General features: G+C 71.8%; 23 protein-coding genes. 10 read left to right on the plus strand and 13 right to left on the minus strand.

Annotated features, from left to right (window positions below; translation table 11 throughout):
* Nucleotides 1-41 precede the first annotated feature (41 nt).
* From coaA to VH969_RS34040, 4 genes are read left to right on the plus strand one after another with little or no spacing between them, the layout of a single operon-like run.
* A complete protein-coding gene (gene coaA, locus VH969_RS34025) occupies nt 42-992 on the plus strand; it encodes a type I pantothenate kinase (RefSeq protein WP_331982289.1) in 951 nt (316 codons plus the stop codon).
* Between the two features lie 50 nt (nt 993-1,042).
* Nucleotides 1,043-1,786: a maleylpyruvate isomerase family mycothiol-dependent enzyme gene (locus tag VH969_RS34030; protein WP_331982292.1), complete on the plus strand. Its 744-nt coding sequence runs from the start codon at nt 1,043-1,045 to the stop codon at nt 1,784-1,786.
* A 19-nt stretch (nt 1,787-1,805) separates the two neighbouring features.
* Nucleotides 1,806-2,441 (plus strand): response regulator, encoded by a 636-nt coding sequence (locus tag VH969_RS34035; protein WP_331982294.1) that lies wholly within the window; start codon nt 1,806-1,808, stop codon nt 2,439-2,441.
* Between the two features lie 4 nt (nt 2,442-2,445).
* Nucleotides 2,446-3,060 (plus strand): hypothetical protein, encoded by a 615-nt coding sequence (locus VH969_RS34040; RefSeq protein ID WP_331982297.1) that lies wholly within the window; start codon nt 2,446-2,448, stop codon nt 3,058-3,060.
* Between the two features lie 365 nt (nt 3,061-3,425).
* Here VH969_RS34040 and VH969_RS34045 read toward each other — a convergent pair whose 3' ends face one another.
* The 3 genes from VH969_RS34045 to VH969_RS34055 all read right to left on the minus strand — a co-directional run bounded on the left by VH969_RS34045 (nt 3,426) and on the right by VH969_RS34055 (nt 7,925).
* Nucleotides 3,426-5,936, minus strand: coding sequence for an FtsX-like permease family protein (locus tag VH969_RS34045; RefSeq protein WP_331982300.1), 2,511 nt, complete (start codon nt 5,934-5,936; stop codon nt 3,426-3,428).
* Nucleotides 5,936-6,703 (minus strand): ABC transporter ATP-binding protein, encoded by a 768-nt coding sequence (locus tag VH969_RS34050; RefSeq protein ID WP_331982396.1) that lies wholly within the window; start codon nt 6,701-6,703, stop codon nt 5,936-5,938. The genes VH969_RS34045 and VH969_RS34050 overlap by 1 nt, the downstream gene beginning before the upstream one ends.
* 79 nt (nt 6,704-6,782) lie before the next feature.
* Nucleotides 6,783-7,925, minus strand: a complete 1,143-nt coding sequence (locus tag VH969_RS34055; RefSeq protein WP_331982303.1) for a GAF domain-containing sensor histidine kinase — start codon at nt 7,923-7,925, stop codon at nt 6,783-6,785.
* A gap of 370 nt (nt 7,926-8,295) precedes the next feature.
* Here VH969_RS34055 and VH969_RS34060 point away from each other — a divergent pair, with 370 nt between their 5' ends.
* Nucleotides 8,296-8,883 carry a TMEM165/GDT1 family protein gene (locus tag VH969_RS34060; RefSeq protein ID WP_527249176.1) on the plus strand — a complete coding sequence of 196 codons (588 nt, stop codon included), beginning with the start codon at nt 8,296-8,298 and terminating at the stop codon, nt 8,881-8,883.
* On the opposite strand, the gene VH969_RS34065 is transcribed toward VH969_RS34060, so the two are convergent.
* Nucleotides 8,880-9,503 (minus strand): TetR/AcrR family transcriptional regulator, encoded by a 624-nt coding sequence (locus tag VH969_RS34065; protein ID WP_331982309.1) that lies wholly within the window; start codon nt 9,501-9,503, stop codon nt 8,880-8,882. The genes VH969_RS34060 and VH969_RS34065 overlap by 4 nt on opposite strands.
* A gap of 53 nt (nt 9,504-9,556) precedes the next feature.
* Between VH969_RS34065 and VH969_RS34070 the strand changes: the two genes are divergently transcribed.
* On the plus strand, nt 9,557-10,420 hold the full coding sequence (locus tag VH969_RS34070) for an oxygenase MpaB family protein (protein WP_331982312.1): 864 nt from the start codon (nt 9,557-9,559) through the stop codon (nt 10,418-10,420).
* A 2-nt stretch (nt 10,421-10,422) separates the two neighbouring features.
* Here VH969_RS34070 and VH969_RS34075 read toward each other — a convergent pair whose 3' ends face one another.
* The 3 genes from VH969_RS34075 to VH969_RS34085 form a co-directional block, all read right to left on the minus strand.
* A complete protein-coding gene (locus VH969_RS34075) occupies nt 10,423-11,109 on the minus strand; it encodes a helix-turn-helix domain-containing protein (RefSeq protein ID WP_331982315.1) in 687 nt (228 codons plus the stop codon).
* Between the two features lies 1 nt (nt 11,110).
* A complete protein-coding gene (gene fahA, locus VH969_RS34080; protein WP_331982318.1) occupies nt 11,111-12,313 on the minus strand; it encodes a fumarylacetoacetase in 1,203 nt (400 codons plus the stop codon).
* 73 nt (nt 12,314-12,386) lie between these two features.
* Entirely contained in the window at nt 12,387-13,265 is an 879-nt protein-coding gene (locus VH969_RS34085) for a hypothetical protein (protein ID WP_331982399.1), read from the minus strand.
* Nucleotides 13,266-13,335: 70 nt separating this feature from the next.
* Here VH969_RS34085 and VH969_RS34090 point away from each other — a divergent pair, with 70 nt between their 5' ends.
* Nucleotides 13,336-14,514 carry a homogentisate 1,2-dioxygenase gene (locus tag VH969_RS34090; RefSeq protein WP_331982321.1) on the plus strand — a complete coding sequence of 393 codons (1,179 nt, stop codon included), beginning with the start codon at nt 13,336-13,338 and terminating at the stop codon, nt 14,512-14,514.
* A 197-nt stretch (nt 14,515-14,711) separates the two neighbouring features.
* On the opposite strand, the gene VH969_RS34095 is transcribed toward VH969_RS34090, so the two are convergent.
* Nucleotides 14,712-16,223, minus strand: coding sequence for a cyclic nucleotide-binding domain-containing protein (locus VH969_RS34095; RefSeq protein ID WP_331982324.1), 1,512 nt, complete (start codon nt 16,221-16,223; stop codon nt 14,712-14,714).
* Between the two features lie 28 nt (nt 16,224-16,251).
* Nucleotides 16,252-16,875: a LysE family translocator gene (locus tag VH969_RS34100; RefSeq protein ID WP_331982327.1), complete on the minus strand. Its 624-nt coding sequence runs from the start codon at nt 16,873-16,875 to the stop codon at nt 16,252-16,254.
* A gap of 64 nt (nt 16,876-16,939) precedes the next feature.
* Here VH969_RS34100 and VH969_RS34105 point away from each other — a divergent pair, with 64 nt between their 5' ends.
* The gene (locus tag VH969_RS34105) at nt 16,940-17,701 is read left to right on the plus strand and encodes a DUF2470 domain-containing protein (protein ID WP_331982330.1); all 762 of its coding nucleotides are present in this window, start codon (nt 16,940-16,942) and stop codon (nt 17,699-17,701) included.
* On the opposite strand, the gene VH969_RS34110 is transcribed toward VH969_RS34105, so the two are convergent.
* Complete coding sequence (locus VH969_RS34110) at nt 17,684-17,935, minus strand: helix-turn-helix domain-containing protein (protein WP_331982333.1); 252 nt, start codon at nt 17,933-17,935, stop codon at nt 17,684-17,686. The genes VH969_RS34105 and VH969_RS34110 overlap by 18 nt on opposite strands.
* Before the next feature lie 53 nt (nt 17,936-17,988).
* Between VH969_RS34110 and map the strand changes: the two genes are divergently transcribed.
* Entirely contained in the window at nt 17,989-18,756 is a 768-nt protein-coding gene (gene map / locus VH969_RS34115; protein ID WP_331982336.1) for a type I methionyl aminopeptidase, read from the plus strand.
* A 2-nt stretch (nt 18,757-18,758) separates the two neighbouring features.
* Here map and VH969_RS34120 read toward each other — a convergent pair whose 3' ends face one another.
* From VH969_RS34120 to VH969_RS34130, 3 genes are all read right to left on the minus strand, one after another.
* Complete coding sequence (locus VH969_RS34120) at nt 18,759-19,718, minus strand: hypothetical protein (protein WP_331982339.1); 960 nt, start codon at nt 19,716-19,718, stop codon at nt 18,759-18,761.
* A gap of 17 nt (nt 19,719-19,735) precedes the next feature.
* Complete coding sequence (locus tag VH969_RS34125; RefSeq protein ID WP_331982342.1) at nt 19,736-20,743, minus strand: SDH family Clp fold serine proteinase; 1,008 nt, start codon at nt 20,741-20,743, stop codon at nt 19,736-19,738.
* Nucleotides 20,744-20,944: 201 nt separating this feature from the next.
* Complete coding sequence (locus VH969_RS34130) at nt 20,945-21,406, minus strand: PPOX class F420-dependent oxidoreductase (RefSeq protein WP_331982345.1); 462 nt, start codon at nt 21,404-21,406, stop codon at nt 20,945-20,947.
* A gap of 22 nt (nt 21,407-21,428) precedes the next feature.
* On the opposite strand from VH969_RS34130, the gene VH969_RS34135 reads away from it, so the two are divergent.
* Nucleotides 21,429-22,229 carry a CPBP family intramembrane glutamic endopeptidase gene (locus VH969_RS34135; RefSeq protein ID WP_331982348.1) on the plus strand — a complete coding sequence of 267 codons (801 nt, stop codon included), beginning with the start codon at nt 21,429-21,431 and terminating at the stop codon, nt 22,227-22,229.
* Nucleotides 22,230-22,232 lie beyond the last annotated feature (3 nt).

The raw sequence follows: 22,232 nt of genomic DNA on the forward strand, positions 1-22,232 counted from the left end.
GTCACAGTGCCCAACCTGTCACGACGCCTTACGTTTGGGTAATGCGGGCGACCCACGTGCGGCCGGCGCGTTCCGGTGGCGACCTGAGCCCCTATGTCGAGCTGCGCCGCGAGCAGTGGCGCGAGCTCCGCAGATCGACCCCGCTGACGCTGACGCTGGACGAGCTGGTGCAGCTGCGAGGGCTCGGCGACCCGGTCGACCTCGAGGAGGTCGTGGACGTCTACCTGCCGCTGTCGCGCCTGATCAGCCTGCAGGTGGCCGCCCGGCAGAGCCTGTACGAGGCCACCACGTCGTTCCTCGGCGAGGGCACGACGAAGGTGCCGTTCGTGATCGGCGTGGCGGGCAGCGTCGCGGTCGGCAAGTCGACGACCGCGCGGCTGCTGCGGACCCTGCTCGCCCGCTGGCCGAATCACCCGCACGTGGACCTCGTGACCACGGACGGTTTCCTGCACACGAAGGCGGAGCTGCTGCGGCGCGGCATCATGCACCGCAAGGGCTTCCCGGAGAGCTACGACCGGCGCGGGCTGCTGCGGTTCGTCTCCGACGTGAAGTCCGGCGCGCCCGAGGTCCAGGCGCCGGTGTACTCGCACCTGGCGTACGACATCGTGCCGGACCGGATGAAGGTGGTGCGCCGGCCGGACATCCTCATCGTCGAGGGGCTGAACGTACTGCTGCCGGGCCAGGGCCTGACGGTGGCGGACCTGTTCGACTTCTCGATCTACGTCGACGCGCACACCGAGGACATCGCGCGCTGGTACGTCGAGCGGTTCCTCGCCCTGCGCGACACCGCGTTCGCCGACCCGACCTCGCACTTCCACCACTACGCGGTGCTGACCGACGCGGACGCGCGCGCCGAGGCGTCCCGGCTCTGGCGGGAGATCAACGAGCCGAACCTCGTGCACAACATCCTGCCGACGCGCCCGCGCGCGGGCCTGGTCCTGCGCAAGGACGCCGACCACCGGGTGAGCCGGGTCCGGCTGCGCAAGCTGTAGCCGTGGACACTCGTCCGGAATTGTCAGTGGGGCGTGGTTGAGTGCCCACCGTGGACGAAAAGCGACTTCTCACCTGCCTGGACGCGGACTACCGGCGGCTGCGCGAAGTGCTGCCCGCCGCCCTGGGTGAGCGGGTGCCGACCTGCCCCGAGTGGACCGGTGCCGATCTCGCCACCCACGTGGCCGCGGTGTACCTGCACAAGACCGAGTGCGTCCGGAACGGCGCGATACCCGAGCAGTGGGCGCCGGAACTCGGCGCGGACCCGCTGGCGGAGCTGGACAAGGCCTACGCGGAGTTCACCGCGGAGTTCGCCGCGCACGAGCCGGACGACCCGGCGCCGACGTGGTACGAGCCGGACCAGACCGTGGGCTGGTGGATCCGGCGGATGGCGCAGGAGACCGTGATCCACCGGATCGACGCCGAGCTCGCGGCCGGCGTGGACCCGTTACCCGTCCCCGCGGATCTCGCCGCGGACGGCATCGACGAGGTGCTGGTCTGCTTCCTCGCCTACGACACGATCGCGTATCCGGAGAACCTCGCCGCGCACCTGGCGGACTGCGACGGGGCGACCGTCCGGCTCGACACGGAGGCGGGCAGCTGGCTGGTCCAGCTCGGCCCGGACGTGGTCACGGTGGAGCGGGACACGGCGGACGCGGAGGCGGTGGTCCGCGGGTCGGAAGACGCGGTGCTGCGGTGGCTCTGGCGCCGGGTCGGCAACTCGGCGGTCGAGCTCGACGGCAGCCGGGCGGTGGTCGGCAAGCTGCACAACCTGATGGGGGTGGCCACGGCGTAGCACGGCATAGTCTGGGCGCATGCCGGTGCGGGTGGCGCTCGTCGACGACCACGAGGTGGTGCGGCGCGGGCTGCGAGACCTGCTGGACGGCGAGCCGGGTATCGAGGTGGTGGCCGAGGCGGGCGGCGTCGACGAGGCGCTGACCCGGATCGGGGCGACCTCACCGGACGTGGTGGTGGTCGACGTGCGGCTGCCCGACGGTGACGGCGTGGCGTTGTGCCGTTCCTTGCGCGAGCGGGATCCGGCGCCGAAGTGCCTGGTGCTGACCGCGTTCGACGACGAGCAGGCCCTGGTCGAGGCGATCATGGCCGGTGCGTCGGGCTACCTGCTCAAGCAGGTGCGCGGGCAGGACCTGGTGGACGCCGTGCGTGAGGTCGCGGCCGGCCGGTCGCTGCTGGACCCGGTGACGACGGCGCGGGTGCTGGATCGGATGCGGCGCTCGGCGGAGACCGACGAGCTGGCGGCGCTGACCGAGCGGGAGCGGCGGGTGCTCGAGCTGATGGGCGAGGGCCTCACCAACCGGCAGATCGCGGAGCGGCTGTTCCTCGCGGAGAAGACCGTGAAGAACTACGTGACGTCGGTGCTGGCGAAGCTGGGCATGGAGCGGCGGACCCAGGCGGTCGCGTGGATCGCGCGGCACCAGCCGAGGGACTGACCGCGTGGGCGTGCCCGACGACCTCGAGGTCGCGCTCAACGAGGCCACCGTCGTCGGTTTGCGCGCCGAGCAGGGCCGCGCGGTGAGCCTGCTGCTGCACGTGCTCGCGCTGCCCGAGGACGGCCCGCCGGACCCGGACACGCGCCGGGCGCTGGTGCTGTCCGGGGTGTCGCGGGTGCGGGTGCTGCTGCGCCACGACGTACCGGGCCAGGTGGACTACGGCCCGGCGCTGCCGCTGGCGGACCTCGCTGCGGTCGAGGCGTTCTTCGCCTCGCTGACGCGGACAGGAGACCTGTACGGGTGGGAGTTCCTGGACGCGCCGGACCTGCGCGCGGACTGGCCGGACGAGGTGAGCCTGGACCTCACGCTCGGCCCGCCCGCCGACGGCACGCACTCGCTGTACTGGTTCAACGAGTGCGGCACGGCGGACGAGTCGTTCTGCATCGAGGGCCTGGTGGAGTTCACGGACGTGGCCGCGCGGCGCGCGGACGGCACTCCCGTGCCGGTCGAGGACTTCGTCGCGGCCGGCCGACGGTGGTGGGAGGCGTTCCACTCCGGCGACCCGCGTGTCTCGCCTGCAGCGCAGCGGGCGCAGCCACGGTCGCCGTCCTGGCGGTGATCGGCGGGGTACGTCACGTCCTGGAGAACAGCGACCCCTGACCTGATCAGGGCTGGACACAGGCCCGTCGCCGAGTCGCACATGCCCGGCGATGGCTGTTCTTTGAGGCACCGACTGGCGGCGAAAAATGTCAGACCTCATTGCTAGCGTGGAAATCGGGGGCCCCTGGGCCGATTGAATGGACCGTTCAATCGGATTCGTTGTCCACAACGCATGACGTGCCTTGACTTCGTCGACGTGGCGCGCGGCGCGGCCGCCGGTGCGCCAGCCGTGTGGCCGGCTGCCCGGCCGGAGATCCGGGGTTCAGCGGCGCCTCGGCCGGGGTGCCGCGGGCGGGACTCCGCGGCACCCCGGCCTCCCTGGGATCACGCCGGTGCGACAGCTGCCTCCGCCGGGCGGGGGCGCAACGTGACCCAGGTGGTCAGGAGCGTGGACACGACGGTCAGCGCGGCCGCGGTGCCGATCACGCCCAGGTACAGCCAGGCCGGGCCGTGCGGGAGCAGCGAGCCGTCCGTGACGAGCGTGAAGGGGACCAGCGTGGTGGTGGAGACGATCGTGCCGAGGACGATGCCGATGACCGAGACGAGCCCGGCTTCGACGAACATCATCCGCACCACCTGGCCGCGGGTGGAGCCGGTCAGCCGTTGCAGGCCGAACTCCCGCCGCCGTGCGGAGGTGGCCATGACCTGACTGTTGACCACGGAGATCGCCGTGTAGGCGACGATCATGCCGGCCATCAGGTAGTTGATCCAGGCGCCGATCTCCTGGTCCTTGGCATACGCCGCGGTGAGCACGTCGCGGTCGGCGACGACCACGCCGGGCCGGCCCGCGAGGAGCTTCGTGAGCTCGGCGGCGAGCGCGTCGGTGGACACGCCCGGTGCGGCGCGCACCATGACCTGTGTCGGAAGGCCGGCGGTGGTGTGCGCGGCGACGAGGTCGGCGGGCATCAGCAGGGTCTCGAAGCCTTCGCGGCCCGGGTAGAGCCCGACGATGCGCACGTCGACCGTGGCGCCGTCGCCCATCTTCATGGTGATCGTGTCGCCGACGCCGCGGCCCAGCGTCTTCGCGTGCGCGGCGGGCAGGACCACGGAGTCGCCGCGCAGGTCGGCGAGCCGGCCGGCCGTCAGTTTCACCGCGGTGGTCTCGGCGGCGCCGTCGGCGCTGACGCCCTGGATCAGCCAGCCGTCCTCGCTCTGCGAGCCGTCGTACGGCGCCGCCACGTACCCGGTGGTGCTGGCGAACCCGGACGCCGCGGCCACCCCGGGCACGTGCCGGACCTGGTCGACGAACGTGGCCGGGACACCGCCTGTCGAGGAGGTCAGCACGAGGTCGGCCCGGAGGTTCTCCGCGTACGCCTGGTTGGCGACGGCGACCTGCGTGGTCTGCAGGTAGATGTTCGCCGTGGCGATGCCGGTGGCCAGCATGATCGGAGTGACCACGGCGGCCATCCGCACGGTCCGGCTGCGCGCGTTGAGCGTCGCGAGGTATCCGGCCGTGCCGGACACCGCGCGGACCGGCCAGCGCAGCACGCCGACCATGACGCGGGTGATGCCGGGCGCGATCAGCGCGAGCCCGATCGCCCACAGCAGCACCGAAGGACCGGCCGTGCTGGCCGCGATCGGCCCGGTCATCACCGCGATCGTCACGATGAACAGCGCGATCCCACCGCCGAAGCACAGCACCGCGAGGATCAGCCTGATCGCGGACAGCCAGCGCCGCTGGACGGCGGCGTCGGCGAGCGCCTCGGTCGGCCGGGTGCGGGCCGCGCGCCGTGCGGCCACGAACGCGGCGACGAGAGAGATCAGCAGCGAGGACCCGACGGCGACGAGCATCGGGATCCAGCCGGCGCGGAACACCAGCTGCTCGGGGACCATGCCCGCGGCGGCGAGCCGGCCGAACAGCCACTGTCCGAACGGGACACCGAGCAGGCAGCCGAGCGCCGTGGCGAAGACGGACATCGCGACGGACTCGCCGATGACCATCCGGCGCAGCTGGCCGGGCGTCGAGCCGATCGCGCGCAGCAGGGCGAGCTCGCGCTGCCGCTGCTGGACCGACAGCCCGAGCGTCGTCGCGACGACGAACAGCGCGACGCTGATCGCGAGCCCGCCGAACACCGAGGCGAGGATGATCAGGTTCTCGCTCGCCTTCCCGGCCTCGACGTGCTCGGCTACGCCCCGGTCGTCGCCGGTCAGCACCACGGCAGGGGCGCCGCGGACCGCTTGGCCGACGCCCTGCTCGACCCGGCCGAGGTCCGCCCCTGGCTTGGTCAGCACGCCGATCGCGTCGACGCGGCCGGGGTGCCCGGCGAGCCGGGTGGCGTCCGGGTCGGCGAAGAACACATCGGGCGAGGCGCTCAGCCCGGCGACGGTGAAGGTCCGCGGCTGCGCGCCGGCGACGATCGTGACTCGTTCGCCGAGCCGGTGACCGGGTCCGAACACGACCTGACCAGGTCCGGGCTCGTGGCCGGCGGTGAGCCGGGTCGGCGTCAGCGCGGCGGAGGACCAGCCGTGGCCGTTCACGGTCGTCGCGCCGACCGTCGCCGGGAAGGTCAGGTCGCCGACGGCCGACGCCACGCCGGGCACCGACTCGATCTTGTCGAGCAAGCCGGAGTCGAGCCGGACCCGCTCGGCGAGCGTGCCGGTCTCGGCGTCCTCCTCCGGGTCGTCCGGGTTCTGTTTGGGCAGCTCGTAGTCCTGGTTGCCGGTGACGACGAGTGGCGCGGCGGCGAGCCGCTCGGGTGGCATGTCGGTGCGGACGCCGGTCTCGAGCAGTCCGCCGCAGGCGAGCACGATCACGGCGCCGAACGCCATCGCGAGGAACGTCGCAATGAACGTGCCGGTACGGAAGCGCAGCGTCCGCAGGGCGATCCGCAACATCACCGGGCTCCGGCGGGCTCGCGCTCGGCCCAGGCGCCGAGGTGGGTCATCCGCTCGGCGACGGCCTCCGCGGTCGGGTGCGCGAGCCGGCCGACGAACTTGCCGTCGGCGAGGAAGACGACGCGGTCGGCGTAGGACGCGGCGACCGGGTCGTGGGTGACCATGACGACGGTCTGGCCGGCGTGGTCGACGGCGCCGCGCAGCAGGCCGAGCACGTCGCGGGCGGTGCGGGTGTCGAGCGCGCCGGTCGGCTCGTCGGCGAAGATCACCGCCGGCCGGGTGACCAGCGCCCGGGCGATCGCGACCCGCTGCTGCTGGCCGCCGGACAGCTCACCCGGCAGGTGCTTGCGCCGGTCGGCCAGCCCGACCTGCTCGATGACCCGCGACACCAGCTCCGGCTTCGCGCGGCGGCCGGCGAGGCGCAGCGGCAGCGTCACGTTCTCCTGCACGGTCAGCGCGGGCAGCAGGTTGAACGCCTGGAACACGAACCCGATGCGCTCGCGGCGCAGCCGGGTCAGCTCCACTTCGGACAGTTCGGCCAGGTTCTGGTCCTCGACCACGACCGCGCCGCCGGTGGGCCGGTCGAGGCCGGCCGCGCAGTGCAGGAAGGTGCTCTTGCCGGAGCCGGACGGGCCCATCACCGCGGTGAACGTCGCGCGGCCGAAGCCGATGCTCACCCCGTTCAGCGCGACCACGCTGTTCCGCTTGCCCCCATAGGTCTTGCGGACGTCGGTCAGCCTCACGACGTCCGCGCTCATCTCGTTCATCTGTCGCACGAACCCAGCCTGCTCCGCGTCAACGGCGGAAACACTGGGGCTCACCAGCGGAAACGGGGTGGGGCTAGCCCTACCCCAGCGGGACGATCCAGGTCACCGTGGTGCCGTCGGCCGACGAGGAGTCGATCTCGCAGCGGCCGCCGGCCTGGTCGGCGCGTTCGGCGAGGTGCTTGAGCCCGCGGTGCGTGACGCCCTGCGGGATGCCGCAGCCGTCGTCGGCGACGGTCATCCGCAGCTCGCCGTCGCGACCTTTGCGTCCGATGTGGACGGACACGTGATGCGCGCCGGAGTGCCGGACGACGTTGGACAGCGCTTCGCGGAGTGCCGCCCGGGTGTGGTCGGCGAGCTCGGCGGGCACGTCGCGCAGGTCGCCGTCGATCCGCAGCTCGGGCTCGAAGCCGAGCAGCTCCCCGGCGATCGCGACCTCGCCGCGGACGGACTCGGCGAGGTCGGCGCCGGTGTCGGCGGGGTCGGGCGTGCGCAGCGCGCGGACGACCTGGCGCACGTCGGCGATGGAGGCGTCGAGCTGGTCGATCGCCTCGGCGAGCCGGCTGGCGTCGGCCCGGGCGAGCTTGCGCGCGTGCCGCCGGGCGAGGAGGTCGAGCTGCATGCCGGCGGCGTAGAGCCGCTGGACGATGACGTCGTGCAGGTCGCGGGCGATGCGCTCGCGTTCCTCGTAGAGCCCGACCCGGGCGCGGGCGGTGGCCCCCTCGGCGAGGACGAGCACGAGGCCCGCCTGCGCGGCGAACGCGGTGAGCAGGTCGATCGCCGCGGGCTCGAAGGGTTTGGCGCCCTTGAGGCGGTAGACGGTCAGCGCGCCGAGCCGGCGCTGCGCGGTGCCGAACGGGGTGGCGACGAAGGGTCCGTACCGGCGCAGCTCGCGGGGCGCGAACGGGGCGGTACGCGGGTCGGTCCACATGTCGTCGACCACGATCGCGACGCCGCTGCGGGCGACCCGGGCGGCCGCGCTGCGGGCGGAGAGCACGAGCCCGACCGGCTCGGTCGAGGGGACGGTGGGATTGCCGTGCGCGGCCTCCACGGTCAGCGACCCGTCCTCGGCGCGCGCCATGACGAGCCCGAGGTCGGCGCCGGCGAGATCGGCGGCCCGGTGGACGACGAGGCGCAGCACCGCTTCCGGGTCGTCGCCGGACAGCGCCGCCGTGGCGATCTCGGTAGCCGCACCGAGCGCACGGGCGGCGAGGTCGGGCTCCATGTCCACCTTCACGCTAGCGCGGCCCGGCTTCCAGCCGCCGAAACCTGTCGGCGTCCGCTCGTGGCGGGCCGGCGGGACAGGTCCCCGGGTCCTGTCCGGCGGGGACCTAGGTTCTGTGATCAGCACAACCAGCGAGCCTCGAGGCACAGCCGGTAGAATCGGATGTGCCAGAGGGGAGTAGTTCCCGCGGTGAGCTCAGCCTCACCCGGCGAGGACATCGACATACTGACTCGCTCTGCGAGTCCGGTGCCTCACCCACCGCGAGTGGGCGAACGAGACCTCCGGCCGGCATTGACCATGCCCGGCCGGAGTCGTCCTGCCTCCGTCCGGGCCAGACCCGGAGGGGGATGTCATCCACATCGGTCACTGGCTGCTCGCGTTCGCGTCTGCCTACGGCGCCGTGTTCCTGCTCGAGCTGCCCGACAAGACCACCGCGCTGACCCTCGTGCTGGCCAGCCGCTTCCGCAGCCGGCCCGTACTGGCCGGCGCGGCGGTGGCGTTCGCACTGCAGGCGGTCATCGCGGTGGCGCTGGGCAGCGCGATCCGCCTCCTACCGGAGCGGATCGTGGCGGGGGCCATCGCGGTGCTGTTCGGGGTCGGCGCGATCCTCCTGCTGCGCGAGAGCCTGTCCAACGAGTCCGACGAGTCCGATGCCGCCGCGTCCGCGATGCGGGCCGGCACGTCGTTCCCGCGTGCCGCGATGATCTCGTTCGGCACGCTGTTCCTCACCGAGTGGGGCGACGCGTCGCAGGTGACGGCCATCGGCGTGGCGGCGAGGTACGCGAGCCCGGTCGCGGTGGGGCTCGGCGCGTTCCTCGCACTGATGAGCGTCACGGTGATCGCCCTGCTGGTCGGGCGGAAGCTGCGGGCGCGGGTGCCGGCGCACTTCATCCAGCGCGGCGCGGCCGTGGTGTTCGGGGCGTTCGCGCTGCTGGCGGCGTACCACGCGATCTTCTAGCGGCGTTCGCGCGCCAGCGCGCCGGAGAGGTCGCCGGTGGTGTTGACGATGGCGACGAGGAAGTCGGCGAGGTGATCGCGGCTCACGTCCACCTCGCCGCGCAACCAGCCGGCGAAGACCTCCATCGTGCCGCTGACCAGGGTGAGCGCGCCGAGCTCGCGGTCCTTGGCGGCCGCGGCGCGCTCGCCGAGGATCTCGGTGGCCTGGTCGGCGACGATGGCCGACACCATGCGGAGCATGTCGTGCCGGCGCGCGCGCAGGGCCGGGTGCGGCTCGAACATCAGCGCGCCGCGACGCCGGTCCGCGGTGAAGAAGTCGAGCACCGACTCGACGACGGCCCGGACGCGTTCGTCCGGGCTCGTGTCGCCGATCGTCTTCTGGAGGGCGTTCAGCGCGTCCGCGGCCGTCGCGTCCCAGGTGGCGAGGAGCAGGGCGTCGCGGTCGGCGAAGCTCTCGTAGAAGTAGCGGTCGTTGAGCCGGGCGCGGGTGCAGACGGCGCGGACGGTGGCGCGGTCCCAGCCGCCGTCGGCGACGAGGTCGAGTGCGGCGTCCATGAGCGCGGCCCGGCGCCGTTGCCTGCGTTCGTCCGCGGTCTCGCCGGCGTAGGTGCGTGGGGCCACGTGGCGAGTATATGCTGAATCTGGTGACGGCCTTCACCAGATAGGAGTCGGGGATGCGACGGCCGATCGAACCGGGAAGCCGGTTGTGGGAGGACACCGGGCTGATCACGTTCTCGCTGACGACCGGCGCGGCCTTCGCGCTGCAGGTGATGCACCCGTCGGTCGGGGCGGTGGTGGGCGAGCACTCGGTGTTCCGCACGGACGCGATCGGGCGGGCGCAGCGCAGCATCGCGTCGGTGCTGACCTGGGTGTACGGCGGGCCGGAGGCGCTGGTGGAGGCCGACCGGTTGCGCGCCCTGCACGCGCCGCTGCGCACGACCTCCGCCGACGGCGTGACCCACAAGGCGCTGGCGTCCGGGCCATGGGCGTGGGTCCTGCTGACCGCGCCGTACGCGTACACGGTGGCGGCGCGGTACTTCTCGCCGCGCCCGCTGTCGCGCGCGGACGCGGAGTCGTTCTACGCGGAGATCCAGCAGCTGATGCGGAACCTGCACGTGGCGGAGAGGGAGATCCCACCCACGTACGCCGACTACCTCTCCCGCTTCGAGGACGTGCTGGCGCACCGGCTGGTCGCGCACCCGACGGCCTACGAGTTCCTCGACGCGACCCGGCACGTGCCACCGCCACCCGCGTTGCCGACGTGGCTGCGTCCGGTGTGGCGGCTGGCGGCTCTCGTGCCGGGACGCGTGCAGCACTTCGTCACGGTGGGGACGTTGCCGCCGCGGGCCCGCGAGATCCTCGGCCTGCCGTGGACGGCCCGGGACGAGCGGCGGTTGCGGCTGCTGGGGCGGGCCGTCGCGCTGACGATGGCCGTGTTGCCGGAGCGGCTGCGGTACTTCCCCATCGCCTACCGGGCACGGCGGGCGGACCGCGCGCGGCGTGCGTTGGAGCGCGTTCTCGCCCGCCGGCCGCGCTGAGGTCAGCGCAGGGCGTCGGCCACCGCGGTGGCGGCGGCCCGGACCTTGGGGCCCACCACGTCGCCGTCCAGTTCGTGGAACGTGATCACGCCGACGCTCGCCCGCAGGCCGGGCACACCGCGCACCGGGGCCGCGATGCCCGACGCGCCCGGCTGCAGCTCCCCCGTCGTGGCTATCCAGCCGGGGGTCTCGTCGCGCAGGCCTATCGCCTTGCCGGCCGCGCCGCGGCCCAGCGAGTGGCGCGTGCCGACGCGGTAGGCCACGTGGTACGTCGTCCACGACGGCTCTATCACCGCGATCGCCTGGGCCTCGTCACCGTCGGCGACGGTCAGGTGGGCCGTGGCGCCCACCGACTCGGCGAGCTCGCGCAGGGCCGGTAGCGCGGCCAGGCGGAGCTGCGGCGTCACCTTCGCGGCCAGGCGCAGGAGCCCCAGGCCCAGGCGGACCTTGGAGCCGTCCCGGCGTACGAGGCCGCGCTCCTGCAGGGGAACCAGCAGGCGGTAGACGGCGGCGCGGCTGGCGCCGATCGCCGTGGCCAGTTCGCTGATCGTCGGGGCCTCGGAGTCGGCGTCGGCCACCGCCTGCAGCAGGGCCAGACCACGGTCGAGCGTCAGCGAGCTCTCCCGGCCGGCCGCGGTGCTCGTCTGGCGCGTGGACGGGACGATCGGGCGGATCGGCCGGGCGGCCATTTCAGCCTCCGTCGCCCGCCGAAGCCGGCAGGACCGTCCCCGCCACCTCGGCGACGCCCACCACCGAGCCCTCCTCGCCCGGCGCGGTTGCCGTGATCACGACCGTGTCGCCGTCCTCGAGGAAGGTCCGGGTCTCGTCGCCCACCTTGATCTTCTCCCGGCCGCCCCACGACAGCTCCAGGAAGCAGCCGCGCTGCTCGACCTCCGGGCCGGAGACCGTGCCCGACGCGAACAAGTCGCCCGGCCGCACGGTCGCCCCGTTGACCGTCATGTGCGCCAGCTGCTGCGCGCACGAGTACGACATGTCGGAGAAGTTCGGCCGCGACACGACCGTGCCGTTCCACTCGACCGCCAGCCGCAGGTCCAGGCCCCACGGCGAGTCCTCGACGAGGTACTCCAACCGCGGATGTCCCGGGTCGGGCACCGGCACGCGCGCCGCCGCGAACGCGTCCAGCGGGGTCACCCACGCCGAGATCGACGTGGCGAACGACTTGCCCAGGAACGGGCCGAGCGGCTGGTACTCCCAGCCCTGGATGTCCCGCGCGGACCAGTCGTTCAGCATGACCACGCCGAAGATGTGCTCCGTCGCGTTCGACGTCGGTACCCGGCGGGCCACCGGTCCCCCGCACACGAAGCCGACCTCGGCCTCGATGTCGAGCCGGCCCGACGGGCCGAACTGCGGCCCCTTCGAGCCGCGGCGCTGGCCGTGCGGCCGGATCACGTCGGTGCCCGACACGACGACCGTGCCGGACCGGCCGTGGTAGCCGACCGGCAGGTGCGTCCAGTTCGGGAGCAGCGGCTCGGAGTCCGGCCGCATGATCCGGCCGACGTTCTCCGCGTGGTAGCGCGAGGAGTAGAAGTCCACGTAGTCGCCGACCGTGAACGGCAGCCGTACGCGCGCATCGGCGAGCGGTACCAGCTGCGCGCCGTGCGGTCGGCCCGTGCCGGTCACCAGGTCCCGCAGGCGCGCTCGCAGCTCGCTCCACTCCGCGCGGGTCGCGGCCAGCAGCTGGTCCAGCGTCCAGCCGGTCACCAGGTTGCCGACGTCGCCGAGGTCGGCGGCCAGCGGGCGCAGGGGCAGCGCGTGGTCGCCGACCCGGACCGCGACCTGCTGGCCGTCGCCGAAGTCGACCACGCCGTAGGGCAGTGTCTGCGGCCCGAACGGCTGGTCGCGGGCGAACGCCGGGTCGTCGATCCAGCTCACGACGCCCCCTCGCAGGCTCGGCGCCGCCGCTCGCGGTCGCCCGGTGTCTGCTGGTTCGCTCCGCAAGCTCCGCTCACAGCAGGCCCAGCTCTTCGAGGTCGGCGATGGGGTCGGCCAGCGAGCACGAGCCGTAGGAGGAGAAGACGCCGCGCACCGCGAGCGCCTCGTGCTCGGTCAGCGCCTGCGCCTCCGCGGCCAGCGCCTTGCCGTCGGTCGACTCGAGCGCGTCGTGCACGGACTCGTCCGCCACGCCGCCCGCGATCAGGCGGTGCGTGGCCACCAGCAGGTTGAGGAAGCCGTGGTGGGTGAAGCCGGTCGCCGCGTCCGCGTGCCGGACCGCGTTGTGCAGCCCGGCCGTGGCCTTGAACGACGAGTTGCCCGCGTTGATCACCGACAGGAACTCGGCGACCTCCTCGACGCTCGGGAAGTTCGACCTCGACAGCCCGCCGCAGCGGATCTTCGGCCAGCTGCCGTGCTCGATGACCCGCTGGATGCCGTCGAGCCAGCCGGCACCGCCGCGCCGCGGCTCGATCACCCGGATCACGTCCTCGGGCACGAACTCGGACACCCGCTCCAGCCACACTTCGTCCACATCGGACGGTGCGGGCATCTCGACCATGCGCAGCGCGAGCAGCTCGGCCCGCGACTCGACGATCGACAGCGCCTTGGGCACACCGCCGAGCCCGGTGTCGATGACCAGCGACAACTCGACCGGCCGCGGCGGCTTGATCTTGATCAGATCGGTGATCAGCTCGGGCAGCCGGGACGCGGGGCACAGGAACACCCCGACCAGGTCGGCCCGCTCGCTGGTCCGCCCTTCGAGGTGCAGACGCACCGCGTCGGGCATGGGTGCGTTGCCCGGCGGGAACAGCGCGGCGTCGTCGACGAGCCGAGCCAGCAGGGGTGGAACGTCGCGAGGACCTGACGCGGGAACGGGTGCGGCGCTTGACACGGCTGACACGCTAGTAGCGTATCGGCAACTGAACAAAGACGTTCGACATGCGGACACATCGGAGGGGGCAATGCCTTACTACCGCAGCATCGGGGAGATCCCCCGAAAGAGGCACACGCAGTTCCGCTCTCCGGAGGGTGGGCTCTACGCCGAGGAGCTCATGGGGGTCGAGGGTTTCTCCTCCGACTCGGCCCTGCTGTACCACCGCCACCTGCCGACCGCCATCGTCAACGCCGAGGTCGTCGAGGACCACCGCGGCGAGCTGGCGCCGAACCATCCGCTGATGCCGCGCCACTTCCGGACCCAGGACCTCAAGTCGGAGAGCCAGCACGAGGTCGACGCGGTGACCGGCCGGCGCACGCTCTTCGGCAACAACGACGTGACGATCGCGTTCGCCATCGCCACCGCGCCGAGCCCGCTGTACCGCAACGCCGCCGGCGACGAGCTGATCTACGTGCAGACCGGGGCGGCCCGCATCGAGACGATCTACGGCGCGATGGACGTGACCGACGGCGACTACGTCGTACTGCCGACCTCGACGACCTACCGCGTGCTCCCACAGGGCGAGACGCGGCTCTACATCATCGAGGCCACCGGGCACGTCGGCCCGCCGAAGCGCTACCTGTCCACGAAGGGCCAGTTCCTCGAGCACGCCCCGTACTGCGAGCGGGACCAGCGCGGGCCGGCCGAGCCGCTGCTCGTCGACGACACCGACGTGCCGGTGCTGGTGCGCCACCGCGCGGGGCTGACCCGCTTCACCTACGCCAACCACCCGTTCGACGTCGTCGGCTGGGACGGCTGCCTCTACCCGTGGGTGTTCAACATCCGCGACTTCGAGCCGATCACGGGGCGGGTGCACCAGCCGCCGCCCGTGCACCAGACGTTCGAGGGCCCGAACTTCGTGGTCTGCTCGTTCTGCCCGCGCAAGGTCGACTATCACCCGCTGTCGATCCCGGTGCCGTACAACCACGCGAACGTGGACTCCGACGAGCTGATGTTCTACGTCGGCGGCAACTACGAGGCACGGAAGGGCTCGGGCATCGGGCTCGGCTCGCTGTCGCTGCACCCGTCCGGCTTCACGCACGGCCCGCAGCCGGGCGCGGCCGAGGCGTCGATCGGCGTGGACTACTTCGACGAGACCGCGGTCATGGTCGACACGTTCCGCCCGCTGTCACTCGGCGAGGCGGCGGGCGCGTGCGAGGACCCGGCGTACGCGTGGTCGTGGTCGGGGCGCGGACCAGGCCGCTGAACCGGGCGAAGCCGCCTCGGGCCTTCGACGGCGAGCCGGCCCGGTTCGTCCACAGATGCCGAAGTTGCCCACAGAACCCGGCTGACCACTCCTTTTGCCGGACGAGCCGGGCGTTGACGCGGCTGGGCGCGGTCGGCGTTGTATCGGCGTTGTGTCGGCGTTGTGTCCGTCGCGGCGGTCGACTCGGGGCGGGGCGCTCACGGCTCGGCGGACATGCGGTTGTACAGCGCGGAGCGTTTCGCCGGCTCTAGCTCCGCGATGGCGGACGCGCCGATGTGCAGGACCTTCACCGGGCCGTCGATCACGGAGTACTGGCGGTCGGTGCGCACGTGTGAGCCGGGGATGTCCGTCCACAGCAGGGGAAAGCGCGTGTCGCCGGACTGGACGCCGCCGACCCGGCCCGCGGCGAGAATGTACAGACCGCCCTCGCCGCGTAGCAGTTCGCGGCTGACGCGCAGGTCACTCGGGTTGAGCGTCTCCAGCCGGCTGCCGGCGGCCAGCGTGCTCAGCGCCTCCCGCCAGGACCGGCGGCCGGTGGCCAGCGGGCCGTCGCGCTCGCTGCCGAGCAGGTACGGCACGCTGTGGCAGACGTGTTCCAGCACGCGGGCCGCGATGAACCGCTCGACGATCTCGCGGATCCGGTGCGGGCGGCCGTCCGCGTTGATCAGCTTCGCGAAGTCGTTCCAGGTGAACGACAGCAACGCGGTGTCGGTCAGCGCGATGAGGTCGGCTGTGCGGGGCCGCCCGAGCGTGAACGCGAGCTCGCCGACGATCTCGCCCTCGTTCATCACGAAGCCGGGCTCCGCCGGGTTTGCCGAGCCGATCCCCTCGGTCTTGTACACGCCGATCTGGCCGTGGAGGATCACGAACATCGTCTCGCCGCGGTCCCGGTACCGGCAGATCACCTCGTTGTACCGGCGCTCGACCAGCTGTCCTATTTGGACGATCTCGCGGAGGACCGGCGGCTCCAGGTGACCGAGGAACGGGTTGATCGAGCGCTGGTCGACGCGGTAGGTCAGGTCGACGGGGCTGAGCTCCAGCACGGCGTCCACGGCCTCGGCGTCGTCCGGGTTGATCTGCATGATCCGCTTGGCGTGGTAGAGCACCCCCCACCCATCCGGCTCGGCGAGTGCGACGGCCAGCTTGTCGCGGTCGCCCTCGCTGGGGTTGGACCAGTGCGACAAGTCGTCGCCGAAAGACGCCAGCCACAGCTGCAAGGTCGTGCGGTTCTTGTGCTGGAGCGCCCGCTGCTCGTGGAACGTCGCGTCGTTGCCGGGAAGGACTGCGCGGTACGCGGCGCGGAACTGCTCGGAGACGACGACGCCGTGCGGGGTGCCGAGCTCGAGGATCCAGCCTGCGGTGTTGATCCCGTCGCCGACGAACTGGTGCCGTCCGTCCGCGCCGGTCGTGTCGAAGACCGGTCCGTGGTGGGCCACCACGCGCAGCGCCACCTGCTCGGTGGTCGACCACTGCCGCAGCGCCGTGATCAGCTCCACGGCGTGCTCCGGCCAGTCGGCCCCGCACAGGACGATGTGGCCGCCGTCGCCGCCGGACGCCCAGCGGATGTCGTCGCCGTGGGCGGCGATCGCGTCGGCGACGATGCCGTTGATCGCGGCGACGTTGCGCAGCTGGTCGTCGGAGGGCATGGCCGAGTGACCGACGATGTCGCAGGAGACGAAGGCGGTCGAGACCGGCTGCGTGCCATCCACGCATGTGACCCTACCCAGCCGAAGTGGCCTACTGGACCGCGATTCGCAGGCCCAGTGCGACGAGGAGCGTGCCCGTCACGGCGTCGATCGTGCGGCGGACCCGGGACGTGGTGAGGAAGCGGCGCAGCACGCTGACGACGTTGCTCAGCACGACGAACCACAGCAGGCTCACGGTCGCGGCCACGCCGCCGAGCAGGAGGTGGTCGGCCGCGGTCGACGACGCCGGGACGAACTGCGGCAGCAGCGCGGTGAAGAACACCGCCACCTTCGGGTTCAGCAGGTTCGTGACCAGGCCCTGGCGGAAGGCGGCGAGCACGCCACGGTTCGCGCGGTCACCGGAGTCCGGCGGCGGTTCGTAACCACCACGGCGGGCGGCGAGCAGGGCTCGGATGCCGAGCAGCACGAGGTAGGCCGCGCCGGCGAGCTTGACCACCGTGAACGCCACCGCGGACGCGGCCAGCAGCCCCGAGATGCCGAGCGCGGTCACGACGGCCCACGTGAAGACGCCCACGGCGATGCCGGCGGCGCACGCCATGCCCGCACGGCGGCCGGAGAGCATCGCGTTGCGGGTGACGATCACGAAGTCGGGGCCGGGCGACATCGCGGCGAGCAGGACGACGCCACCGAGGGCGAGCAACTGGGTCACGGTCACGCGAGCAGGCTACCGACGTTCGGGTGTCGCTTTTCGGGGCCAACTTAGGCTAGCCTAACCACTTGTGAGCGACCGACCGCCGGTTCCCGGACCGGGTGAGCGCGCCAGGACCATCGCCGCGCGAGGCCCGGCGACCTTGCTGCCGCCGCTGCCCACCTTGCCGCCGGCCGGCGCGCAACGCCAGTCCGACCGGGTCGTGCCGATCTGGCATCACGTGCACGCCGACGGGTCGGTGACCGTGCTCCTGCCCGACGAGCAGGCGGCGGCCGCGACGACCGTGGTCGAGCTCGTCGACCTCGCCCCGGTACCGCTGCGCGAGCCGGTCCGCGGGCTGCTGTGGATCACCGGGCGGCTGGCGCCCGTCAACCTCGCGGAGGCCCGGGATCTCGCGCTCGACCTCGTCGAGGAGCGGCCGGACCCGCGGCTGCTCGACCTCGGCCACGGCGTGACGATGCTGCGGCTGGCGCCGCTGTCGATGGTCATCGCGGACGCGGACGGGACGCATCCGGTGTCGGCGGAAGCGTTTGCGGCCGCCGCGGCGGACCCGTTCTGCCACCGGGAGGCCGGCTGGCTGCGCCACCTCGAGCTGTCGCACACGGACGTGATCCACACGCTGCGACGGCACCTGCCGGACTGGTTGCGGGGCGGGCACGTGCGGCCGCTCGGGCTGGACCGGTACGGGCTGCGGCTGCGCGTCGAGACGATCGAGGGCGACCACGACGTGCGGCTGGCGTTCGAGCGGCCGATCACCACGCTCGAGGACCTGTCCGCGGAGCTGCGGCGGCTGGTCGGCTGCCCGTTCGTGGCGCTACAGGCCGGCCGGTAGGGCCTCCTCGCAGAGGGTCTCCACCGGGACGCCGACCGCGCGGGCGATCGCGACGACGGTGAAGAACGCGGGCGTCGGCACCCGGCCGTGCTCGATCTTGCGCAGCGTCTCGACGGAGATGCCGGCGGCCTGGGCGACCTCGACGCTGGTGCGCCCGCCACGAGCGGCCCGCAAACGTTCGCCGAGGCGGATGCCGCGTTCGCGGTCCTGCTGGCTCAGGGGTGGTCGCACCATGGCTCCGATAGTAATACCGTGATATCAATACCGGGATAGTTATTGGAGGGGACATGGTCGAGCTGAAGACGCCGGCCGAGCTCGCGATCATGCGCGAGGCGGGCCGCGTGGTCGCGACGGCGCTGGCAGCGGTCCGCTCGACCGCCGCGGTCGGGGTGTCGCTGCGCGAGCTGGACGAGGTGGCGGCCGGCGTGCTCGCGTCCGAGGGGGCGAAGTCGTCGTTCCAGCACTACCACCCGCACTTCGCGCCGACGCCGTTCCCGGCGGTGATCTGCGCGTCGGTGAACGACGTGATCGTGCACGGCATCCCGTCGGACTACCGGCTGCGCGACGGCGACCTGGTGAGCATCGACTTCGGCGCGTGCGTGGACGGCTTCCACGGCGACTCGGCGATCAGCTTCCCCGTGGGCACGCCCCGGCCGGAGGACGTCACGCTGATCGCCGATACGCGGGCGGCGCTCAACGCGGGCATCGCCGCGGCCGTGCCGGGCGGCCGGCTGGGCGACGTGTCGGCCGCGGTGGGCCGCATCGGTCGCGCGGCGGGCTACGGCATCCCGCAGAACTTCGGCGGCCACGGCGTCGGCCGGGCGATGCACGAGGACCCGTCCGTGCCGAACGAGGGCCGCCCGGGCCGGGGCCTGCCGCTGCGCCCGGGCCTGACGATCGCCATCGAACCGATGTTCATGGCCGGCGGCCGGGACCGCTTCGTCACCGACCCGGACGGCTGGGCGCTGCGCACCGCGGACGGCAGCCGCGCCGCACACATGGAGCACACGATCGCGGTAACCGACGACGGCCCGATGATCCTCACGACCCCATAGGTTCAGTTGTTCACGACCATCGCCCGTCGCCAGCCGACCTTGATCCGCTCCGCGAGCGAGAAGTGCACCGCCGGCAGGGCAGCCGCGGTCCGCGCGGCAGCCGCGAGCGCCTGGATGTCGTCCACCTCGTGACCCCGGCGGCTGAACTGGTCCGGGAAACATTCCCGCAGCGCGTCGAGAAGTACCGCGGCCGCCGCCTTGACCTTCGGATCCCGGTCGCGCCGAACACATTCCAGGAGGACGGACGTCGGCCATTCCGGCAGATCTCCCGAAGGGGACCACCAATCCCTCTCCCGGGACGCGAGCATCTCCGCCATCGCGTGCAGCAGGTCGAGTTTCGCCTGCGCCGGGACCTCTTTCTTCGTCCGCCAGGTGCGCATGAAATGTCCGGGAAAGTAATACCGACCGGTTTCCAGATCCGCGAGTCGTCCCGCCCGATCGACCAGCAACACAGCCGCCTCGTTGCGTGCTTCGTCATCGACCTGGTCGCTGTCGGTGCCGTTACGCGGGCGGTTCCCGGCGAGCACCTGGCCGATGAGCCAGGTCGCCGTTCCGTCGTCGACGAGACCGCCGTCCCACGCGGGCTGCAGCACGCGCAGGGCGATGCGTTCCTGGCCCAACAGGACCATGGTCGACAGAATCCCCGCGAGGCGAGACTTCTTCGCGCCTTCCGGCAACAACGCCAGGCTCCGGAGCACCGTCTCCAGCCGGAGACGCTGCCGTTCGCGGGCATTGTGGCCACTCGTCAGCAATGCCGCGCACAACGTCGCCACGGCGCCCAGTGTCGCGCCGATGAACGTCAGGAACGAACCGACCTGGTTGGTGTTCGGCGGCACGGACAGCCCGAACAGGCCGGACCGGATGGCACCCGAGATCGCCATCCACAGAAGCGGCACGATCGCACACAACAGGACCAGCACGGGCCAGCCCGACCGCAGGTGCCGGTCCAGCCGCTCGATCATGGTCGCCATGGCCGGTCTCACTTGGGTCTGCCCATGTCGGGACTGAAGGTCCTCGGCCTGCCGGTGTCCGCCATCGGGTGATCCTCAACCGTGTCGTGGGGAACCGGAGCCTCGACCATGGAGCCCTGCTGATCCTCCGCCCTCGATGCCTCGTCCTCGCTGATGAACCCGATGAACGTCTTGTGCCGGCACGCGTTCAGCACCTTGGCCGCGTTCTCGTACGTCTTGCTGTCCATCGGCTCGACCGCGAGGCCGATCTGCTCCGCCTCGTGGAGGTCGATCGGGAACGGGTGATGCGTGTAACCGTAGACGAGCTGATACGCGATGTGGTCCGCCCGCGCGAAGTCACCGTCCTTGGCCTTTGCTCGAAGCAGCTTGCTCGCGTACCGCTCACCGATCCGCAGATTCCGTCCCCAGCCACCGAAGTCCAGTGCGGTGATGGTGCTCAGCACCGGCTGGATCGCGCCGATGGCGAAGGTCGACGCGGTGGCGAGCAAGTCCGCGACCGGGATGCGCCGTTCCGTGGCTTCCACCAACTGCGGCAGCGCCTTGGTGATCGTCTTGAAACCGAAGTCGCGGACGTAGTCGACGCTCTGGTAGCAGTCGAGCGCCGAAACCTTGTTCGCCGGATTTCGCGGATCCGGGATCTGCGTGTCCAGCGGACCCAACTCACCGAATGCCGATAAATGCACCTTGTCCGCTGCGATCGCGAGCAGCGTGCTCGCGCTCTTGGCCCGGGACGGCACGTATACGTGTAGCTCTTTCGTATACGCGGCAAGGTAAAGCGCGGTCGCGTAGGCGGAGTCGAGACTGCCGCCCGGCGAGTTCAGCAGAATGTTGAGGGTGCGGTCGCGCTCGTCCGGATACCCGAACGCGCGCCACAACCTGTCCTTGACGATGCCGTCGGTACTCCACTCCACGCCGGACGTGAAGCGTCCATTGATCATCAGCCAGGTGCCGCCGGCTTGCTGCGCGAACTCACGTCCGAGCCTGCGCACCTCTCGACGTTCGGCCGGTGTGATCATCGTGGCGTCGAGCGGCGAGGCGATGTCGAGCGCGTTCGCCGACTCGTCGACGAAGAGGCGCCCAGAGCCGTTGTTGTCGCTCATCGGAACTCCCCAGTGGTGGTCGTACGGATGTCTTCACCTTGGACATACGCAGGCCACGGCAGGGCATTTCGACGGAATTCCGAATTGTTACTTTGTAACGTTTGGACGTGCGGAAAATTAGCCCACGAGTTCCGGTGGAAAGCCGCCGGTGGCGATCGGACCCCAGCGGTCGATCGTCACGCGGATGAGACATTTCCCTTGCCGTTGCATGGCTTCGCGGTACTCGTTCCAGTCGGGGTGTTCGCCGGAGATCACGCGGAAGTACTCGACCAGGGGCTCGAGTGCGTCCGGCAGGTCGAGGACCTCCGCGGTGCCGTCGACCTGGACCCAGGCGCCGTCCCAGTCGTCGGAGAGGACGCAGACCGACGCGCGGGGGTTGCGGCGGGCGTTGACGGCCTTGGCGCGGGCCGGGTAGGTCGAGATCACGATGCGGTTCTCGGTGTCCAGTCCGCAGGTGACCGGCGACAGCTGCGGGGTACCGTCGGTCCTGGTCGTGACCAGGATGGCGTGGTGGCGGGGGCGGATGAACTCGGACAGGGCGGCCTTGTCGACCCGGTCCGACGTTGCGATTCGAGGCACGGCTAGACGGTAGCTTCTTGCTGTGGAGTTGAGAGCCTGGCTGGCCCCGCGGCGGCGCGCCGAGCCGATCACCGATCCCGGCGAGCGCCGCGCGATCGTCATCGAGCTGGTCATCGTCTTCGCGATCACGCTCGGCATGTCCGGCCTGCGCAGCCTCCTCTCCCTCCTCGACGCGCTGCTGCAGCCCGAGCCGCTCTCCCAGCAGCAGGTCGCGATCAACGTCCCGCAGGCGACCGCGCAGGCCATCGACTTCCTCCGCCAGCTGCTCTCCGCCGGCCAGCTCTTCGCGTGGGGCGCGCTCGGGCTCTACCTGCTCTGGCGGGCCGGCATCCGGCTGCGCGCGGTCGGCCTCGACCGCGACCATCCGGGGCGCGACGCGCTCGGCGGGGCCGGGCTCGCGGCGCTGATCGGCATCCCCGGGCTGGGGCTGTACTTCCTCGCCCGCGCGCTCGGCGCCAACCTCACCGTCCTGCCCTCCACGCTGGACAACACGTGGTGGAGCCCGATCGCGCTCACGGTCGCCGCCGCGGCGAACGCGTGGGCCGAGGAGGTCCTCGTCGTCGCGTACCTCATCACGCGGCTGCGCCAGCTCGGCTGGCGGGAGAACGGCTCGCTCGTCGCGGCGGCCACGCTGCGCGGGTCGTACCACCTGTACCAGGGCTTCGGCGGCTTCGTCGGCAACTTCGTCATGGGGCTCGTCTTCGGCCGGGTCTGGCAGAAGACCAACCGGCTCTGGCCGCTCGTCATCGCCCACACGCTGCTCGACATCGTCGCGTTCGTCGGCTACGCGCTGCTGCGCGGCAAGGTGTCGTGGCTGTCCTAGCAG

Source organism: Actinophytocola sp. (genome assembly GCF_036555685.1).
GTDB lineage: Bacteria > Actinomycetota > Actinomycetes > Mycobacteriales > Pseudonocardiaceae > Actinophytocola.